This window comes from Pseudomonas sp. LBUM1676, assembly GCF_059695605.1.
Genome location: NZ_CP166777.1, coordinates 2115450 through 2133292, shown reverse-complemented (window position 1 = coordinate 2133292; position 17843 = coordinate 2115450). Strand labels below are relative to the sequence as shown.

The following is a 17843-nucleotide window of genomic DNA, read 5'->3' as shown; positions in this document are numbered from 1 at the left end:
CGCCAACGCCAGGGTACGCCTTCACCGCACCCTGCGTCTCAACGGTTCGGCTGAGCGTGTTCAGCTCGGTATGCAACGGTAGATCAAGCGTCTTGTAGACTAACTGGTGTTGCGGGGCAACTTCCTGCACCACCGATTTGGCGTCCGGGCGGGAAGGATTGATGGAAGACCCGCAGGTCATCCATCAACTGGCCGTTCAATACGGCATTGGGGGTTGGGGAGCAACGGAACAGAAAGTGCACTTAAGCCCAGAGTCTGCCCCGCTACCCCTTGTGGGGTCTGGATAGCGGCGTTTTTCTCGGTAGTTGTCGCGCCAACCGTACAACTATACCGCTCTTTTCTCGACCCGCTGCTCGCAAGACTCGATAAGACGTTGCCTCCGACGCCAAATAACGCGCTTCATCAGATAGATGTAGAACGATCTGACTCGGCGGCAGATGGACGCCATCCGCCTGCTGTCGTTGCGCTATCGCGGCTTCCAGTCTCGCAATGAATGGAACGTGAAGATTGATCGCCTATCGTCAGGCTACAAAGCTTTTGTCACGATGCGAACGCCCGTGAAGAACCCAGGCGTTGAAGGCCCGCCGCTAGCCTCTAAGAAGCTTAGAGTACGATTTTTTCCGAATTCTGCAGGGTCCCCGAATAAAAGTAATCTATAAAAAATAACCAACAAAAAATCCAACCCTCACCTCTCATACTTTCAAAGAGTTTAACAACATGAAAATAGAATCAGCCATACTGAAAATCGCATGCTGCCTGTCACTCTTACTCTCGTTGAATGCTCAAGCAGAGGTTGACTATGGACATATGTATTCAGCCATGCTGCCCAACGAACAAACAATGAATGATTTACCTTATGCAATTCCCTGTGCACAGACCACCAATCAATACGGTGCAAAATTCTACCGCTGCACTTGGTTTGTTCTCCCCAGAAATATCACCCAATGGAACGCCCAACAGCAACGTAACGTGACCTTTAGCAATCACATCAGCGGCAAGTGTACGCGCGGCACCTGTCGTGCATCCAATGGTTCTGGGGTCTATGGCATGTACGGCCAAGACCTCAACTTCAGCCTGTCACTTTACTATTACATTTATGAAAGTGAAGATGGTTATCCGATTGCTTACCGTATGGATGGCGGGCCAAACAAAAATGGCAAAGGAGTTACCTACGCCCAAGCGCGCTCAACACTTCAAGAGTTTTTACTTGATCATGGCATCAGCGATACGAACACAAAAGATGCTATTAGCGCGTACAACTTAGACGCCACTGCAGCGAGCAGTCAATCAACCGATGACGCGCCACAGATCGAAAACAACCCTCTGACAAAACCCACAAAAACCATCGCCGTCAAAGAAGCCTGGTGCAACCCACTCGCAGACGATGAATGCACCATCAATGGAAAGAAAGTTCCAAAAGCAGAGCTGAAGCAATACTTACCAGAAATTTATGCGTTGGAAGTCTTAAATGCAGGCGGGTATTGTGAGCATCCGATTTGCTATGACAAAAATGACAATCCAGTTGGCATTCACTAAAATAAAGGCACGGAATACTTCCGTGCCTTTATTTTTTACTTTAACTGGCGATACAGTACACATCTAAAAAATCTACCACCTATCAACCAACTCTAGAAGCTCAATTTGATACCGGTAACGTGCAGCAACATGCTCCAGCAGGATTGAACCTATAGAAATACCGAGCAAGAACGCACCAACACCCAACAGTACGGTATTACCTAAGTTATCTACTCGAAAGCCTGTTGCTAGCGTTCGGGAAATCCACTCAAAGCCGCCAAACTCATCAGCAAATGAATACGCGGTTGCCAAAAACCCTATGGCTGCGGTCTTCTCTCCAAAAAAACGCCCTGTATGTGCACTGATACGTCTGACTGTTCGCTCCAGTCAAAAACGAGCGTCTTTCAAAGCTGCAGGCTCGTAATTAGCCAGACGATCAGCCAAGCATTGCTCACGAATATCTGCACATAGTCCATCAAAAGCCAGTTTCTTCCATCGAAAAGCCAGGAGATACCAAGCCAGCATCTGCGCAATCAAGTTGGTCAAGGCCGGGCAAATTTGTTCGTTTTTTTGCCGTGTCATAGAAGAAGGCATCGTTATTGAAATGCCCGGCAGCCTTGGCTCCAGAGGTCATCGGCTTGGGCACATAGCGGTGATACCCGCATCGTGACAAGCCAGGATTTGTTCGCTTTTGAAGTAACCTCAGTCCGCCACCACCGACAACGTTTCTGACGCTATCGCATCGCGGGCCAGCTTGGCCATTGAACTGAGTTGATCGCGGCCGGAACCGACGTTGGTCACCTCATGTGCATCGATCAAATTGTGCTAAGTATTGACTACTGTCTGCACGTTGTAGCCGACGATTCCTGTGCCGCGCGTCATCATGGAATGGGCGTCTGGATCGGTCAGTGAGATCTGTTTATCTGGCGACTCATTGAGCTGGAGTTCGATCGATTGAAGCTTTTTCATTTGAGTTTCGAGCTGGACGATTTTCTCTTCTGGCCGCACGGCGCTAGGCCTGGCCGCGACCAGTCGTAGTTACAACGGCAAATCAGCACGCGTTATCTTCTCCAGGAGAATCTCCAACTGCATCAATTCCTCTGTCGTCAGGCACTCCGTGAACTCATTCATTGCAGCGGCCTCCATCGTCGCAAACATGGCTCTCAACGCTTCGCCCTTGCTGGTAAACACCAAGCGAACCTGGCGTCTGTCCTGACCGTCCTGGCTACGAGTGATCAAGCCTTTGCGCTCAAGACGATCCAGCATTCGAGTCATCGAGGCGCTGTGGATGGACAGGTGTCGGCATAACGCTACTGCGGTGTCATCTCCTTGACAAATAATCTTCAGCACTTTGAGTTGCGCAGCGGTTATGCCGAGAGGCATCAGATGACGATCCAGCAGCCGATTTTTCAGCGCAGCTGTCTGCCCGAGCAGTATCCCGAGGTGGACTGTTTTGAAACTGGCGGCAGAAAAGTTGGCCATGTGTTCCCCGTTCAATGCACAGGCAGGTCGTCGTGGAGCTACCGTCGCACTGAATCAATCAGCTCTCTGGCACCAGAATCTTTTGAATGGCAGGACCGATAATCCTCACCAGTTCTTCTGGTTCTGCCGCGACCAGAATAGGCACGCCAATAACTCGTCGGCTCACCACCATACCAACGAGCAGGGATGCCGCGAGGCCCGCCCGCAGATTGCCGTCGGAGTCAGAGTGTTCGTGCGTGGCTGTGCGCAAACGCGACTGGAGGAAGGCGCGTAACTGATCACGGGCCTGATCATTGACAAACGCTCCTCGAAGCGTAGCCATCAGCGGTTCCGATTCCTCGGGTATGCCCTCCCACGCTGTAAGAAACGCGCGCACGACCCGTTCGCCCAAGTGTTCATCCGGTCCTTCGTAGAGCGCATCGAAACGCTCAAGCGCGGACGCCGGGATCGCCATCACGGCGGCGAAGAGTTCGTCCTTGGAGCGGAAAAACTGCATCACCTGAGCCACATCAACCCCCGCGTCAGCCGCGACCAGCCGGATGGTCGTGCCGGCGAAACCATCGCAGGCAAAACGCGCGCGCGCGGCCTCAAGCACCAAATGCCGCGAGCTATTGGGCCCAGGCCGACGCCCACGGCGCGCCGTGGAAGCGGTTTCTTTTTTCATGGTCATGTCCAAATCATTCCGAAACATCGTTCATATCAACGGGTGTTGAATTATTTTCTCGACCGCCGTACCTTACTGGAATCGCTCCCATAATCAAGAACAATAAGGAATCCAGCATGAGCCTGTCTCCTGAACCTGCTCTGAGCCCTGTTTTCACAGGTGTGTTCGCCGGCCCGATCGCGGGACTGAAATACCAGACACCTACTCTATCCGGCTTCACTACGGACGATGGCGAATTCCTGTACCGCGCCGACGAGGTCATTACCTTTCTGGTCGGCGGTATCGTTCTGGGCGCCATAGGGGCAGCGCCACGCTTGAACCTTGCACAACTCGCCAATCGGGTTGACGGCAAAATCGACAAGCTGCTGGACCCGTCGGTCACCAACCTCGCTCGGTTCGTCCACACTTTGGATCAGCAAGGCAACATCGAGTCCGGTGTCAAAATTGCACCTCAGGTGCATGAATTGATAGGTTCAGCTCCGATCAATTTCAGCCCGCCAGTGATGCCCATGGGTCAAGGCGCCGCGGTCGACTTTGCCAATGATCCCACCCTCCTCCTGATCCTGGAAACGCTCAACGCCGCGCCTGGTGTGTTCACCGCCAAAACACCGCGCACACTATGCGATGCCGCCACCAGCCGTAATGAGTTACGCCGCAACATTCGCGGCATCATCAAGATGACGGATGTGCGCATCCCGTTGCACGATGGCTCATACGTCTGCGCTGACGTCTTCCGTCCGGCGGATCCGGGCCAATACCCGATCGTGATGAGCAAGGGTTTTTACGGCAAAAGCTTTTACCACGACTGCATTTGCAACGAGGCCGACGTCATCCGCAAGGAAGAGATGGAGGATCGTTATTTCTCTGGCAATCCGGATGGTGCGCAGTACGAAAACCACGAGACCGTCGACACGTCGGTCTGGGTGCCAGAGGGCTACGTGTGCATCCGCGTGGATGCGCGCGGCGTTTGCAAAAGCCCAGGCCTGCAAGCACCCTTCAGCGTTCAGGAAGCCGAAGATTATTACGACGCCATCGAGTGGGCAGGCACTCAGCCTTGGTCGAATGGCAACGTCGGTTTGTGGGGCATGTCTTACCTGGCCATGGCCCAACACAGTGTGGCCAGCTTGCAGCCTTCGCACCTCAAGGCCATGATCGCGCAAGGGACCGATGCCGACATTTACAACGAAGCCCTGTATGGCGGCGGCATATTCGGCTCCGGTTTCTGGAACTGGTGGTGGAAGATCTGGTCCGGCAACAACCATTGTGGCGAGCGCCCGGAAACCGACTGGATGGCCCGAGTTCTGGCTACTCCGTTCAACGACATCAACGCCTATGGCCCGCGCGGCAGCATCTTCATGCGCCCGGACATGAGCAAGGCCACCGCACCGGTGTGGATCGTCGGCCCTCAGGTAGGCGCCATCATTCACCAACTGGGCAGCAGCGAAACCTACATCCGTTCCACCGCCGCCAAGGCCAGGAAGTTTGATTTCGCCGATGCCTGGTTCCCGGACTCCTACAGCACGAAATCGATTGCCGAACACATGCGGTACTTCGACTATTGGCTCAAGGGAATCGACAACGGTGTGATGGACGAAGCACCGGTGCGAGTGCAGGTTCGAACCGGCAACGGTGCCCACTTTGTCTTGCATGAAAATGAATGGCCGATCGCGCGAACCCAATACCGCCGCTGGTACCTCGATGCCCGACCTTCAGACTGGCAAAACGATAGTCGTCGCCTCAAGACGCGACGCATCACCGACACTGTGCCCGTGGCGCAAGCGAGTGCCGAATATGACGCCCACCTTGATCTTGGCACTCCAACACTTGCGCCCGGGGGCTCCAATGACGGCACTCCGCGCTGGTCAACTGGCGTCTCTTTTGTCAGCGAGCCAATGAGCGAAGACATGGTGCTCGCTGGGTACATGAAGGTCGGCCTGTGGGTGGAATCGAGCAGCGCGGACATGGATGCATTCGTGTCGCTGCGGGTTCTGGATGAGCAAGACCGGGAGATTCGCTACGAATCCGTGGTGCTTCCGGTGGATCCGGTGCACATCCATCCGGTGGGACATGGCTTGTTGAAAGTGTCTCGCCGTCGCCTTGACGTCGAACGCTCAACCGAATATTGGCCGGTGCATACCCACTTGGAGAAGGACTGCGCGCCATTGCAGCCTGGAGCAATCGTGCCGGTCGAAATCGGACTCAACCCCAGCACCGCGATGATCCGCAAGGGTTACCGCCTGCTGGTCGATATCCAGCCCTATGCGCCGGCGGGCGTACCGGTTCGTGCCTACGACAAGAGCTATCACGTGGATGCCGTAAACCGGATTCATACCGGGCCGGAATACCCGAGCTATCTGCAACTGCCGATCGTCCCCTAGTCAGGCCTCAACAACGAGGGTGTCCACCCGACGCGTGAGGTGGACACCATGATCGAAGCCGGCAATCAGCACCAGTGATGCCGATCAATCAGCGCCAATTGAGCCTGTCGTGGTCGGCAGAAGCGTGTGTTGAATAGCCGGCGCGATGAATGAAACCAGTGTCTCCCGATCTGCGGCGGCGAGAACCGGCACACCTATAATTTGTCGCCCGGTGATCACACCGACAAGCATCGATAGTGCTAACCCCGCGCGCAGCCGAGCATCCGGGCCAAGCGTTTCAATACCGCCCTTGGCTAACCTGGATTCGATGTAATCGCGTAAATGACCACGCGCCTGTTCATTCACCATCGCATTCCTGAGCATCGCCATCAGCGGCTCCGACTCTTCCGGCTCCCCCTCCCAGGCTTGGAGAAATGCGCGAACGACGCGCTCTCCGAGGTGCTCATCTGCCCCCTCGAAAACCTCACCTAACTTCTCCAGCGCCGATTCCGGAATATCCATCACCGCCGCAAAGAGCTCGTCTTTCGAGCGGAAAAACTGCATCACCATTGACACGTCGACTCCGGCATCGGCTGCGACGCGCCTCATCGTTGTCGCCGCAAAACCATCGCTGGCGAAACGAGCACGTGCAGCATCTAGTACCGTATGCCGACTGCTTCCCGAGCCTGCCGGCCGCCCAGGTTTGCGTGTTCGGGCTACAGCTAACGTTGGTTCTTCTTTAATGGTCATGGCGTCGATTCAGGCTCTTCGCAACATCGTGAAAAAAGGATAATTGACAGGCAGGAACAGTAATCGCAAAACATACCAAGCCCTGAACTTTGCCGTCGTCATGTAAACCATTGATTTTACCGCTCTCTAGCGAAGACTGCATTCGAGTCTGACGCCACCACTCTGCGTCTTGACGTTACTTTATAGCCGCCCGGTGCGCACCCACGCAGGGTCGTGTCCGGCCCTGCGTCTTGCTCAAAAAACGATGCAGCTGGCAGGAGGCAAAGTGATTATGTTTAGGTTTTATTCTTTACTCAACACTTGTTGAGTTAAAAATCCAAACGACCTACACTCAGACCTCTTGCATTTGCCCGCTCAAGATCTGCACTACAAGAGGACCTCTCCATGAGTGATACCCCGCAGACGTTTATTTCCGCCCACCCGCTGCCGGCTGACCGAACCGGCTTGCTAACTGCCTTCAATCCCGGCGTCCGCACGCTGAAGGCAGGCTTCCAAATCGCCCCGCCGTTCAAAGCGCTTCCAGTCGATATCGTGTTCGAGAAAGACGTGGTCGTGACATTGCGCGACGGCGTGACTATCTACGTTGATGTATTCCGCCCCGCTGGTGCCGAGAAAGTGCCGGTAATCGTGGCGTGGAGTCCTTATGGCAAGGCGCAGGGAACATCGGCTAGTGTGATGGGAGTCTTTGCAATGGTAGGGCTCAGTAATGCCATCGTCTCGGGATTGGCGAAGTTCGAAGGACCCGATCCCGCCTATTGGTGCGCGCAGGGTTACGCCATCTGCAACCCGGATCCGCGCGGCATCATCGATTCCGAAGGCAACAGCGTGCTGTGGGACCGCCAGGAGGGCCGTGACTGCCACGACCTCATAGAATGGCTGGCCGAGCAGACCTGGTGCACCGGCAAGGTTGGTATGAGTGGTACCTCGTACCTGGCGGTCTCGCAATGGTTCACCGCGGCCGAGCAGCCCAAACACTTGGCTGCGATCAACCCGTGGGAAGGCGTGAGCGACGTCTACCGTGATCTATTGAAGCGTGGCGGCATGCCTGACGTCGCCTTCGGTCAGCGTTTGCAGGAAGGCAGTTTCTTCGGTAAAAACCAGAAAGAGGACATCATTGCGGAGTTAGAACGCTACCCACTGATGAACAATTTGTGGGCCAACAAGATTCCTGACTTTGACCGCATCACCGTACCAGCCTTTGTAGTGGCCAGTTACTCCAACACGTTGCACACCGCGGGCACCTTTCGCGGCTGGCGTCGCATGGCGTCCCCTGACAAATGGCTGCGCATCCACAACAGCCAGGAATGGCCTGACTACTACGACGAAGCGAACGTGGAAGATCTGCGCCGCTTCTTTGATCACTACCTCAAGGGCTTGGATAACGGATGGCAATCCACACCGCGAGTGCGCTACGCCATTCATGACCTCAAGGGTAGCGACCTGGTCAACTTGCCCGCAGAAAATTTCCCGCCTGGGGACGTCAGGTCGACAAAGTTGTACCTCGACGGCCGTGCCCGCACGTTAACCAACACAGCACCCACTGATGAGGTCGAGGCATCCTACGACGTTGCCTCTAATCCGAATGTGGTGTCGTTTATTACCCGCTTCGACCATGAGACGGTGATCGTCGGTTATCCAAAGGCGCACCTATGGGTAGAAGCACGTGGCGCCGACGATATGGATTTGTTCGTACTCATCCAAAAGCTGGACGCCTGCGGCACGCCTCTGCAGCAATTCACCGTCCCCAACCAGAGTGCGCGATGCCATGACGTCACCGACCATGGCGGCAGCATCCTGCGCTACAAAGGTTCGGACGGCAGGTTGCGGGCATCGGCTCGTCATCTCGATAAAACACTCACGAGTGAGGACGTGCCGGCACACAGTTTTGATCGCGTAGAGAAGCTCACTGCTGGGGAAATCGTCGACGTCGAGATCGATCTGCTACCGCTTGGCCTGGTCTTCCGCCCCGGCGAGCAACTGCGCTTCATTGTCAGCGCTCGCAATCTGACCGGAACCATGATGCCGGGCCTGCGTGAGTACTCCGGTGCGAACAGTGGGCTGCACGTTATCCATACCGGCGGCCGCCATGCCTCCTACCTCCAGTTGCCTATCAAGACCGCCGGATAGCCATTTGAGCCGCTCGATATAAACAAATCACCGTCATGCGTACGGCGCGCGGATTGGCCTGCGACGACGCTTAGTTTTTCTTGGCCGCCATCACGATCAAGACTCATGGGTCGGCAAGATTTCTAGAAGGATTTCAGCATGCTGCAGACAGGCATTTTTTCCGGGCCGATTGCTGGCCTCAAATATCAGACCCCTACCCTCAGTGGGCTGACGAATGAAAAAGGTGAATTCCAATACCGCGAGGGCGAGCGGATCGCTTTTCTGGTAGGGAGCACGTCGATCGGATCAGCCCTTGGCGCACCACGCATCAATCTAGCGGATATAGTCAGTCGTGTGGATGGCAACATCAACAAGTTGCTAGATGCGGGACTGACCAACATTGCCCGATTTGTGTGCTCTCTCGACCGGGACGGAAATCTGGACGGTGGCATTTTCATCGACCCCGCAGTGCATGAAATCATCGGCAAATACCGCATCAACTTCCGCCACGATATTTCCTTTGCCGGCCTTGCGCTGAACCCCGTTCTTGAGTTCGAGCAAGACCCAGTGATTGCCACGCTGCTAGCCGAGCTTTCGGCAGTTGGCGTCTTTACTGATCGCACGCCGCGCCTGCTATGTTCCCCGGCGACTGCTCGCAATGAAGTGCGCCGTAATATTCTCGACATTCTGCGTTTCAAAGACGTCAAGATTCCAATGCAAAACGGTCTGTTCGTGTATGCGGATGTCTTCCGCCCGGCAAAGGAAGGCAAGTTCCCGGTCATCATGAATTGCGGGCCCTATGGTCGGGCGTTCTATCATCACTCGATCGCAGACGATGCCGCGTTTGAGGCCCATGAAGAGATGGAGGAGCGTTACTTCCACGGCAATCCTGAAGGACAAGTGTTTGAGAATCACGAGACAGCCAACACGGTAGATTGGGTTCCACACGACTATGTGCTGGTGCGTGTTGACGGCCCAGGCTCGGGCAAAAATCCAGGAACACTCGCGCCGTTTGGTATCGAAACGGCCGAGGCATTTCGCGATGCGATTGATTGGGCGGGCGTGCAGCACTGGTGTAACGGTAATGTCGGGTTGTGGGGCATGTCGTACTACGCCATGAGCCAACACGCCGCAGCCAGCCTTGAGCCGCGGCATCTGAAAGCCATGATCGCCATTGGCACCGATGTTGATCTGTACGATGAGGTGGCTTATACCGGCGGCATCCTCAACGAAGAATTTTTTACCCACTGGTATAGAGCTGGCGTTCTAGCTGCTGTGTGCGGTGAGCCCAATGCGGTCAATTTTATAGGGATGCTCAAAGAGGCCACTTTCAAGGACTCAGACACCACCGCAGCGTTCGGACCCAGATCTACAATTTTGATGAGTCCGGACATGAGCAAGGTGAAGGTACCGCTCTGGGCCATTGCCTGCACAACCCACATGGCGCATTTCCATCAGCTCGGCAGCAGTGAGGCGTATCTCGCCACCAACACGTCTTCCAAGAAGATTGACTTCTGGGAAGACTGGTTCACCAAACCTTATTCACGAACCGCTATCGCCGACCATCGGGCTTTCTTCGACCATTGGCTGAAAGGTATCGACAACGGCATCATGGACAAGGCACCGGTGCGCCTGGAGATTCGCAGCGGCAATGGCGCCTCCTATATTCAGGAAGAAAATGAGTGGCCGATCGCAAGGACCACGTACCCCCGATGGTTCTTTGATACCACGCCATCGGACTGGCCCGGCGACGAGTATCGTGATGACTTTCTGCGTCTGTCGGTGACACCGCCGACCGTTGATGGCCACGCAAATTATTCTGCGGAAATTCCGTTGGAACTGCGCACGGGCATGCCGCCCTGCTTTCTGCCCGTCAAACCGCCATCAGTGCTGGAAATATGGCGGACGGGCATTTCGTTCATCAGCGAGCCGGTGGAAGAAGACATGGTGTTCGCCGGTTACGGCAAAGCCAAGCTGTGGGTGTCGTCCACCAGCGAGGATATGGACATCTACCTGAGCCTTCGTGTCCTCGATGAAAACGGCCAGGAAGTCGACTACGCTGGCCCAACCACGATGGGCATGAACGTGCCCAATTACCCTCTCGCGAAGGGCTGGTTAAAGGCTTCGCATCGACAGATCGATGCATCGCGTTCGACTCACTACACGGTCAAGCACACGCACCTCAAAGCCGACTACGCACCGCTTGAAAACGATGAAGTGGTACCGGTTGAGATAGAGATCATTCCTAACACGGCGTTGATACGCAAGGGCTACCGTCTGCGTGTGGACATTCAGCCCTTCGACGGGGTCGATCACGGCCCCCGGCACGGCTATGACGTTGCATACCATGACGGCGCACGAAACACGATTTACACGGGGCCGGGTCGGCCGGGCTTCATCCAACTGCCCATTGTCGCCGCGAAGGGCTCGTAAAACACGATAACTGAATGTCCAATACCAATAAGTACAGGAGATAGCTATGACTCTCGAAGAACTCGCCGCACGCACCGAAATTCACGATGTTCTGCTGCGCTATTGCCGTGGCCTCGACCGAATCGATATGTCATTGGTCCGTGGCGCATTCCACAAAGACGCCTACATCCATTTTCCCGAGAGCCTTCATGTCGGAGGGGCCGAGGGATTCTTCCAGTTTCTGACCAACGAAATGCCACGCTTTGATCGCACTCAGCATTTTCTAGGCAATAGCCTGATCGAATTTGACGGTCCAGACACTGCCTATGTCGAAACCTATCTCCAGGCAGACCACGCCGCCTCCGAGCGGCATCACTGGAAAGGCGAGACGGTTAAGATGTGGGCGCGCTATTTCGATAGATTTGAACGCCGCGAGGGTGTTTGGCTAATCGCCGAGCGCCGCCTGATGGTCGACTTGATGTACCGCTACCCCAAGGGGAACTGGTTCGACGACCATCCAGACGCTTCGGGTAGTCCGCGCGACGGGACCGATCGCGTACTGCGAAAAGTGGCAGGTTTTTCGGGCGCCCCGATTGCCCAAAAATCACTTAAAGACGCTTAATCTGCGATCGCCAGAGGGGCTTTGCCCCTTTGGACACCTTCGCCCGAAAAGACACTGGGGGTGATTCTTCCATCTGGCTCTTCCATCTGCCCTTCCCCCTCATTGCCCTCCTACCATGCAAAAAAGGCGTTGTCAGTAAGCGCAACGCAGACCCGCGGCCGGCCAAGTGCCGACTACGACTAGAAGGTGTTCAGGAGCTCGATATGTTCTCGGGTGACCTGCTGGACTGCCTGAATGGCTGCCAACATCAGTGGTGAAGGTGCTGACCGGGATGGTTGGACCAGCAGCAATTCCAGTGTCAAGCCGCAGCCGGAAAAAGGGTTAAGTCTGAAGTCCCGCTCCGAAGCCTCTGCGCTGAAATCATGAACGAACAGCAGGCCGGGAAGAATGGCCACCCACTCGCTTTGGCGGATCAGGTCGAGCGTGGCCAGAACCGCGTCGAGCTGGTAACAAGGGCCCGGGCCCGAAGACGTATTTAATTGCGAACCGATCCACTGAGCATGCTCGCGGCTATCAGGAGCTAGAAGCTTGAGACCTACCAGTTTGTCGAGCTCCATGACCTCCCCATGCGCGAAGCTGCTGGCATGGTTGATGGACGAGACCAGGAACGCAGGCGTGGCGGCAAAGACGGTCGTAACCAGATCCGGGGGCGGCTGCGAAATCGAGGGAATGATTGCAAAGTCGAGTTCGTTGGCCCGCACCATGTCGATCAGCATGTTACTGGGGGCGTCGATCACGGCGACAGAAGCATTGGGGTTCTGCGCCATCAGGCGCAAATAAGCCGGCGCAAGCTGATGAGTCGCCAGTGTAGGCGTGACGCCGAATCGGACTTCGCCGGAAAGGCCGCACTCAAAAGTGTCAATCGCCAGCAGGGCCTCGGCGTTGGCAGCCAGCACCTCTAGACAATGCTGGTAAAACAATGTCCCTGCCGCTGTGGGCTCGACCGTTTTCTGCCGGTCGAGTAATTGCACGCCGAGCAATTCTTCCATCTGCTTGATGTGCTGAGATATGCCTGACTGGGTGGCGAATTCACGTGCCGCCGCGGCGGTGAACGAGCGTGTCTCATACACTGCCACGAACATTTGCATCTCCCGCAGACCGGGCAATACATCATTCATGGGGCGCCTCGCTCATTGACGGCGAAAGGCTGGCTAAAGCTCGACCACTGCTCGCCATGAGCGATGCGGATCGGGATAGCGTTGACATCTTCAGTGGCCTTTCTCAATAACTCGATGAAGTTCTGAGCGACCGAGGACAGGGGCTTGCGCGCCGGCTCCACCAGTAGCAGGTCGTCCCAGAGAATTGGATCTGCCAGTGGATTGAGAGTGAAGCGCCGGCGCCGCAAATCGTCGGCAATGAAAAGTCCGGAAATAATCGCCGCCCAGTGGCTGGAGCGCACCAGGTCCATTGCGCCCAGCATGGACTCGAACATGTTCAGCCGCTGCACGACCTGGACCTTGTGGTCAATGAGATATTGTTCCAGCAGCGGCCGCCGTCCAACAGGCAATATCAGGTGCAAGTCTTTGATCTTGCTCAGGAGAATCGGCTGGCAATGGGGCAAACCTGAGTCCGGTGCGGAAACCAGAAATGCCGGTGTTCGCGTGAATAGCGATGTGCTTAGCCCGAGCGCAGCGCCGCCGTCGTATGACATGCGCTGCGTGATGGCGAAATCCAGCATTCCGCGGCGGACCGCGGTCGCTATCACGCTGCCGGCACCTTCAGTCAGATGCACGGAAACACTCGGATAAGTCGCTTCGAACGCTCGCAGCGCCCGGCTGAATACCGAACGGGTCATCGTAGGAATCATGCCGATCCGTAGCACTCCGCTAGACGGTTCCGCGCGGCGACCGATCGCGCTGCATGCGCTCTCATGGATGCGCAGCAGTTGCACGCATTGTCGATAATAGGCATGGCCGGCCGGCGTGGGGACGATCGCGCGGTCGCGAGCAAAAAGTTGCACGCCCAATTGAGTTTCCAACTGCCGCACGTGCGCGGAAATGCCCGACTGCCCCAGTCCTTCGCGGCTGGCGGCTACGGTGAAGGAACCTTCTTCGTACACGGCAACAAACATACGGATGTGCATCAACTTCGGGAGCATGAGGTGATTAGTGCTCCGGCCGAGAGAATTTGTGGATGATCATGCGCAGGATCGTCTCTTATTCTTTTTTTGCTAAACGGAATCAGAAAACCGCAAGTAGCCCTCACTGTATCCACATCGTGAAAGGCTTGCCAGTGCAGCGCTACCAACGTTCCGCTGGCAGGCGCAGAAGAATGCCCTGCGAGGAGGGCCGAGTTGGCGCGGCATGCTGCATTCGTCCAGCAGACCGGGGGTGATGATTGACTAAATCAGCATTGCTCCCTGTAGGAGCGAGCTTGCCCGCGATAGACGTTGACGATAACGCATGCGCCCTGGTCTAACACGGTGCCCCTAAATCTATCGCGAGCAGGCTCTCTCCTACAGGGGGCGGCATTGTTCTTGTATTAACTGACTTTCATCATGCCGCCATCGACGGCCAGCAATTGGCCAGTAACGAACTGCGCATCGTCACTGGTTAGAAATAAAATCGGCCCGACGATATCGTGCGGCACCGCCATTCTTTTAAATGCTTGTAATTTCACCACGCCATCGCGCACTGCATCGGGTAAATGACTGGTGCCCGGTGTGTCGGTCAGCGCCGGCGCAACGGCATTCACGGTAATGAAGTCTTTGCCCAAGTCATTGGCAAGCCCTCGCGTAAAGCCAATGATGCCCATCTTGGTTGCCATGTAATGACTGATACCGGTGGCGTTGGTGACGATCGATGTCGAAGAGATGTTTACAATTCGCCCCCAGTTGTTTTCACGCATCATTGGCACGAATACTTTCGTGCTTAAAAACATGCTGTCCAGATTGATTTCAACCGTCCTCCGCCAGGTTTTGAAATCCATATCGTCGATATGCACGTTGGGGTAGATTCCGGCGTTATTGACCAGAATGTCGCAGCGGCCATATTCCTTCTTCACGACCTTACCGGCCGTGTCCCAGTCTTGTTCTTTACTAACATCACAGTGGATTGCGATAGCCTTGCCGCCGGCCTTCTCAACCAGACTGCACGTTTCCGACATATCTGCGATGTCCAGCAGCGCCAGCATCGCACCACGCTGTGCGAGCTGAATCGCCAGTTCCTGTCCAATGCCTTTGGCGGCACCCGAAACAACTGCTACGCGATGTTCATGTGTTTGCACTACTTGCACCTCCAGAGGTTGGGATTCTGTTCAAGAAAAAGTCTGCATGTGAATACTCATGGCCCTGGATTCCAGATGATCCTGGACATTCCACCATCTACCGCAATGTCAGTGCCGGTGATGTAGGACGCTCTATCCGATGCAAGAAACAGAGCGGTTTCGACGACCTCCTCCGCGCGGCCGGGTCGCCCTAGCGCCGCATGCCGCCAAAGCTGCCGCACTTTCTGCAGGCCGGTTTCATCGAGTTTTGGCGGCGGCAATGGATCTGAGCTCGCGATCAGCCCGGGGCTGATACTCACCGCGCGAATGCCGTGCGGCGCGCCCTCGGCTGCAAGCATGCGCGAAAGCGCTTGTACGCCGGCGTTTGCCGCACCATGCGCGACGGCCGGGAAGCCGGACAGCTCAAGATGGCCGGCAATTGATGCCACGCTGACAATCACGCCTTTTTTCTGTTTCAGCATCTGCGGCCAGACCGCGCGTGCGGCCACATAAGCAATCGTCAATTCGTTGCGAATCGTGTAATCCCAATGCTCAATCGAGGCTTCGTCGAAAGGTGCAAACCCGACGCCGGCGGCGTTGTTATATAGAACGTCGATTCGCCCCCAACGCGAGATGGCTTCGTTCGTCCAGCGCTCCGCTTCAGCAGGGTTGGCCAGATCGAGTGGCTCCAGCGAAAACATCTCGCCACCCGCGTCCCTCACAAGCTTGACCGTCTGCTGGGATAGCTCGGTTGCGACATCACAGCCGAGTATTTTCGCCCCTTCTCTGGCAAACATTTGGGCGGCTATTCGACCCATACGCCCGCCGGTTCCTGAAATCAGCACTACTTTGTCTTTGAACTGGGCCATCGCAGCAATCCTGTTCCTGTGGGACCTTCATTTTTTCAGGCACCAAAACGGGGTTCGGGCAGACCTTTCACGCCAAGGCCACGAATGGCGAAAAGACTTCCGCGCATCTGATTGTCGCCGGGATAGCGAGGCAACGGAGGCTTGGCCATTGACGTGACAAAAAGGGTGTCTAGCTCCGGCCCGCCAAAGTTGACGCTCGTGACCTTCTTGACCGGCATCTCGATGACACGGTCCAGGCTGCCGTCAGGCGCGAAGCGGCAGAGCTTGCCCGCGTAGACCTGGGCGTTCCAGAGGAAACCTTCGGCATCGACGGTTGAGCCATCAGTCGCTGTCGTCGGCGTGAAGCCAGCTTTGGTGAAGGTGCGACGGTTGGCGATGGCTCCAGTTTCCAGGTCGTAGTCATAGGCCCAGATTTCACCGGAGAAGGTGTCCGAGAAATAGAACGTCGACCCGTCGGGGCTCCAGCACGGTCCATTGGAGATCGCAAAACCCTCGTCGAGCGTGTGCACCGACAAGTCGGGGTCGATGCGAAACAACCTGCCGTCGGCACAGCCCTCTCGGGTGTCCATGCTGCCAACGATGAAGCGCCCACGCGCATCGACCTTCCCATCGTTCAAGCGGTTGTGAGGTTTGTCAGCCTCAGGGTTAACAATCAACTGAGCCTCGCCGGTGTTGAAGTCGAGGAAATGAAACCCCGAGCCCAGCGCCACGATCGCTCCCCCGTCGCGACGCAGCGCCATCGAGCCGATCGTGTCGGGCATCTCCCACGTACGAATCTCGCGGCCATCCGCGGTACATCGGTAGACTCGCCCGCCAACAACGTCGATCCAGTACAAGCGCTGCTCTTGCACATCCCATAAAGGACCTTCACCGATGGTCGTCTTTACATCGACCAGAACATCGATCTGCATGTTAACTCCTGGATTCTATTAAACGGGAACCGGGCGATCCGACAACGTTGAACCGCAATGTTGAACTGAACAGTGCTTATGCCTTTGGCGGTTCGGCGATGGTGATAAATACACCGTAGGGGTCTTTGAAGCTGAACCAGGTCATCGTGAGGTTTCCGCCTGGCTTGCGGATAATGATGTCCTTGGGCTCACAAACGACTTCTACACCTTCATACGCACGAATCTTTTCAAAGGCTTCTTTGGTGTTTTCGACCAGCATTGCCAAACGAGTAATTCCCACCTGGTTCATCAATTCATAAGGACCATCACCCACAATGGTCGAGGGATTGGTGTATTCAACCAGGTTGATCTCAGTGGCGTGCTTTGGATCTGCACCCGCTGTCAAAATGTGGTGCGCATAAATACTGATTTCATCTTCTGCAAAACCCAGCAGCGGTCCGTCCGCTTCGTCGGTCCTTGTCTCAAACGTGGAAACAAAGCCAAGTACATCACGGTAAAACTTCAGGGCCTGATCAACGTCTGGCACGGTGATGCAAACGTGGAGGAGTTTTTTAATGAGTGCGCTCATAACTTCATACCTTCCTTAATTAGACATTCCAGGCATTGGTGAGGTTGTAACGTGTAGCCCATTGAACGTCATAGACCTTTTCGCCCCACGTCCTGGTTTTGTCATCGCTGGCTTCAGCGCGGGACGCGCCATTCATCCATGCTTCAAATTTAGCCTGATTCTCAAACTCATAAATGGTCAGATACGTTGGGCATGCCTGGGTGGTAGTACCCACGTGATACGTTTCTCCAGCCAGCTTGAAGCGACTAACTTTCTTGACAAAATCCCCCTTCAGCAACATCGGCACATGCACATCGTCGTACCATGTGTTGAATTTATCTTCATCTTCAGCCGGACAATTAATGCCCACCATCCAAATAACTGTTTGATCACTCATTTTTAGT

Annotated in this window: 16 protein-coding genes and 1 pseudogene; 5 read left to right on the top strand and 12 right to left on the bottom strand. The window is 55.5% G+C overall.

Annotated features, from left to right (window positions below):
• The first annotated feature begins 717 nt into the window (after positions 1 to 717).
• Positions 718 to 1536, top strand: a complete 819-nt coding sequence (locus ACA041_RS10000) for a hypothetical protein (RefSeq protein ID WP_497440944.1) — start codon at positions 718 to 720, stop codon at positions 1534 to 1536.
• A 72-nt stretch (positions 1537 to 1608) separates the two neighbouring features.
• On the opposite strand, the gene ACA041_RS09995 is transcribed toward ACA041_RS10000, so the two are convergent.
• The 4 genes and pseudogenes from ACA041_RS09995 to ACA041_RS09980 form a co-directional block, all read right to left on the bottom strand.
• A complete protein-coding gene (locus ACA041_RS09995) occupies positions 1609 to 1902 on the bottom strand; it encodes a YuaM family protein (RefSeq protein WP_497442046.1) in 294 nt (97 codons plus the stop codon).
• A gap of 144 nt (positions 1903 to 2046) precedes the next feature.
• Positions 2047 to 2514: pseudogene (locus ACA041_RS09990) on the bottom strand (IS5/IS1182 family transposase); the annotation flags it as partial.
• A 39-nt stretch (positions 2515 to 2553) separates the two neighbouring features.
• Positions 2554 to 2997 carry a MarR family winged helix-turn-helix transcriptional regulator gene (locus tag ACA041_RS09985; RefSeq protein WP_497440943.1) on the bottom strand — a complete coding sequence of 148 codons (444 nt, stop codon included), beginning with the start codon at positions 2995 to 2997 and terminating at the stop codon, positions 2554 to 2556.
• Positions 2998 to 3055: 58 nt separating this feature from the next.
• A complete protein-coding gene (locus ACA041_RS09980) occupies positions 3056 to 3667 on the bottom strand; it encodes a TetR/AcrR family transcriptional regulator (RefSeq protein ID WP_497440942.1) in 612 nt (203 codons plus the stop codon).
• 110 nt (positions 3668 to 3777) lie between these two features.
• Between ACA041_RS09980 and ACA041_RS09975 the strand changes: the two genes are divergently transcribed.
• Positions 3778 to 6039 carry a CocE/NonD family hydrolase gene (locus ACA041_RS09975; RefSeq protein WP_497440941.1) on the top strand — a complete coding sequence of 754 codons (2262 nt, stop codon included), beginning with the start codon at positions 3778 to 3780 and terminating at the stop codon, positions 6037 to 6039.
• Positions 6040 to 6123: 84 nt separating this feature from the next.
• Here the strand turns inward: ACA041_RS09975 and ACA041_RS09970 are convergent, their stop codons facing one another.
• Complete coding sequence (locus ACA041_RS09970) at positions 6124 to 6768, bottom strand: TetR/AcrR family transcriptional regulator (protein ID WP_497440940.1); 645 nt, start codon at positions 6766 to 6768, stop codon at positions 6124 to 6126.
• 384 nt (positions 6769 to 7152) lie between these two features.
• On the opposite strand from ACA041_RS09970, the gene ACA041_RS09965 reads away from it, so the two are divergent.
• The 3 genes from ACA041_RS09965 (at position 7153) to ACA041_RS09955 (ending at position 11908) form a co-directional block, all read left to right on the top strand.
• Positions 7153 to 8895: a CocE/NonD family hydrolase gene (locus ACA041_RS09965; protein WP_497440939.1), complete on the top strand. Its 1743-nt coding sequence runs from the start codon at positions 7153 to 7155 to the stop codon at positions 8893 to 8895.
• Between the two features lie 138 nt (positions 8896 to 9033).
• The gene (locus tag ACA041_RS09960) at positions 9034 to 11307 is read left to right on the top strand and encodes a CocE/NonD family hydrolase (protein ID WP_497440938.1); all 2274 of its coding nucleotides are present in this window, start codon (positions 9034 to 9036) and stop codon (positions 11305 to 11307) included.
• 46 nt (positions 11308 to 11353) lie between these two features.
• Entirely contained in the window at positions 11354 to 11908 is a 555-nt protein-coding gene (locus ACA041_RS09955; protein ID WP_497440937.1) for a nuclear transport factor 2 family protein, read from the top strand.
• Between the two features lie 179 nt (positions 11909 to 12087).
• Here ACA041_RS09955 and ACA041_RS09950 read toward each other — a convergent pair whose 3' ends face one another.
• The 7 genes from ACA041_RS09950 to ACA041_RS09920 form a co-directional block, all read right to left on the bottom strand.
• Complete coding sequence (locus ACA041_RS09950) at positions 12088 to 13026, bottom strand: LysR family transcriptional regulator (protein ID WP_497440936.1); 939 nt, start codon at positions 13024 to 13026, stop codon at positions 12088 to 12090.
• Positions 13023 to 14006 (bottom strand): LysR family transcriptional regulator, encoded by a 984-nt coding sequence (locus ACA041_RS09945; RefSeq protein ID WP_497440935.1) that lies wholly within the window; start codon positions 14004 to 14006, stop codon positions 13023 to 13025. Before ACA041_RS09945 ends, ACA041_RS09950 begins: the two co-directional genes overlap by 4 nt.
• Positions 14007 to 14389: 383 nt before the next feature.
• Positions 14390 to 15133, bottom strand: coding sequence for an SDR family NAD(P)-dependent oxidoreductase (locus tag ACA041_RS09940; RefSeq protein WP_497440934.1), 744 nt, complete (start codon positions 15131 to 15133; stop codon positions 14390 to 14392).
• Positions 15134 to 15189: 56 nt separating this feature from the next.
• Positions 15190 to 15981 (bottom strand): SDR family NAD(P)-dependent oxidoreductase, encoded by a 792-nt coding sequence (locus tag ACA041_RS09935; RefSeq protein ID WP_497440933.1) that lies wholly within the window; start codon positions 15979 to 15981, stop codon positions 15190 to 15192.
• Positions 15982 to 16016: 35 nt separating this feature from the next.
• Positions 16017 to 16892, bottom strand: a complete 876-nt coding sequence (locus ACA041_RS09930) for an SMP-30/gluconolactonase/LRE family protein (RefSeq protein WP_497440932.1) — start codon at positions 16890 to 16892, stop codon at positions 16017 to 16019.
• Positions 16893 to 16968: 76 nt separating this feature from the next.
• Complete coding sequence (locus tag ACA041_RS09925; protein ID WP_497440931.1) at positions 16969 to 17460, bottom strand: VOC family protein; 492 nt, start codon at positions 17458 to 17460, stop codon at positions 16969 to 16971.
• 19 nt (positions 17461 to 17479) lie between these two features.
• The gene (locus ACA041_RS09920) at positions 17480 to 17836 is read right to left on the bottom strand and encodes a DUF4286 family protein (protein ID WP_497440930.1); all 357 of its coding nucleotides are present in this window, start codon (positions 17834 to 17836) and stop codon (positions 17480 to 17482) included.
• Positions 17837 to 17843: the final 7 nt, after the last annotated feature.

Bases quoted from the DNA above. Each gene is read 5' to 3' on its own strand.
- ACA041_RS09965 (WP_497440939.1), top strand. From the start codon at position 7,153: ATGAGTGATACCCCGCAGACGTTTATTTCCGCCCACCCGCTGCCGGCT.
- ACA041_RS10000 (WP_497440944.1), top strand. From the start codon at position 718: ATGAAAATAGAATCAGCCATACTGAAAATCGCATGCTGCCTGTCACTC.
- ACA041_RS09935 (WP_497440933.1), bottom strand. From the start codon at position 15,981: ATGGCCCAGTTCAAAGACAAAGTAGTGCTGATTTCAGGAACCGGCGGG.
- ACA041_RS09980 (WP_497440942.1), bottom strand. From the start codon at position 3,667: ATGACCATGAAAAAAGAAACCGCTTCCACGGCGCGCCGTGGGCGTCGG.
- ACA041_RS09950 (WP_497440936.1), bottom strand. From the start codon at position 13,026: ATGAATGATGTATTGCCCGGTCTGCGGGAGATGCAAATGTTCGTGGCA.
- ACA041_RS09960 (WP_497440938.1), top strand. From the start codon at position 9,034: ATGCTGCAGACAGGCATTTTTTCCGGGCCGATTGCTGGCCTCAAATAT.
- ACA041_RS09985 (WP_497440943.1), bottom strand. From the start codon at position 2,997: ATGGCCAACTTTTCTGCCGCCAGTTTCAAAACAGTCCACCTCGGGATA.
- ACA041_RS09920 (WP_497440930.1), bottom strand. From the start codon at position 17,836: ATGAGTGATCAAACAGTTATTTGGATGGTGGGCATTAATTGTCCGGCT.
- ACA041_RS09945 (WP_497440935.1), bottom strand. From the start codon at position 14,006: ATGCTCCCGAAGTTGATGCACATCCGTATGTTTGTTGCCGTGTACGAA.
- ACA041_RS09975 (WP_497440941.1), top strand. From the start codon at position 3,778: ATGAGCCTGTCTCCTGAACCTGCTCTGAGCCCTGTTTTCACAGGTGTG.
- ACA041_RS09970 (WP_497440940.1), bottom strand. From the start codon at position 6,768: ATGACCATTAAAGAAGAACCAACGTTAGCTGTAGCCCGAACACGCAAA.
- ACA041_RS09925 (WP_497440931.1), bottom strand. From the start codon at position 17,460: ATGAGCGCACTCATTAAAAAACTCCTCCACGTTTGCATCACCGTGCCA.
- ACA041_RS09955 (WP_497440937.1), top strand. From the start codon at position 11,354: ATGACTCTCGAAGAACTCGCCGCACGCACCGAAATTCACGATGTTCTG.
- ACA041_RS09930 (WP_497440932.1), bottom strand. From the start codon at position 16,892: ATGCAGATCGATGTTCTGGTCGATGTAAAGACGACCATCGGTGAAGGT.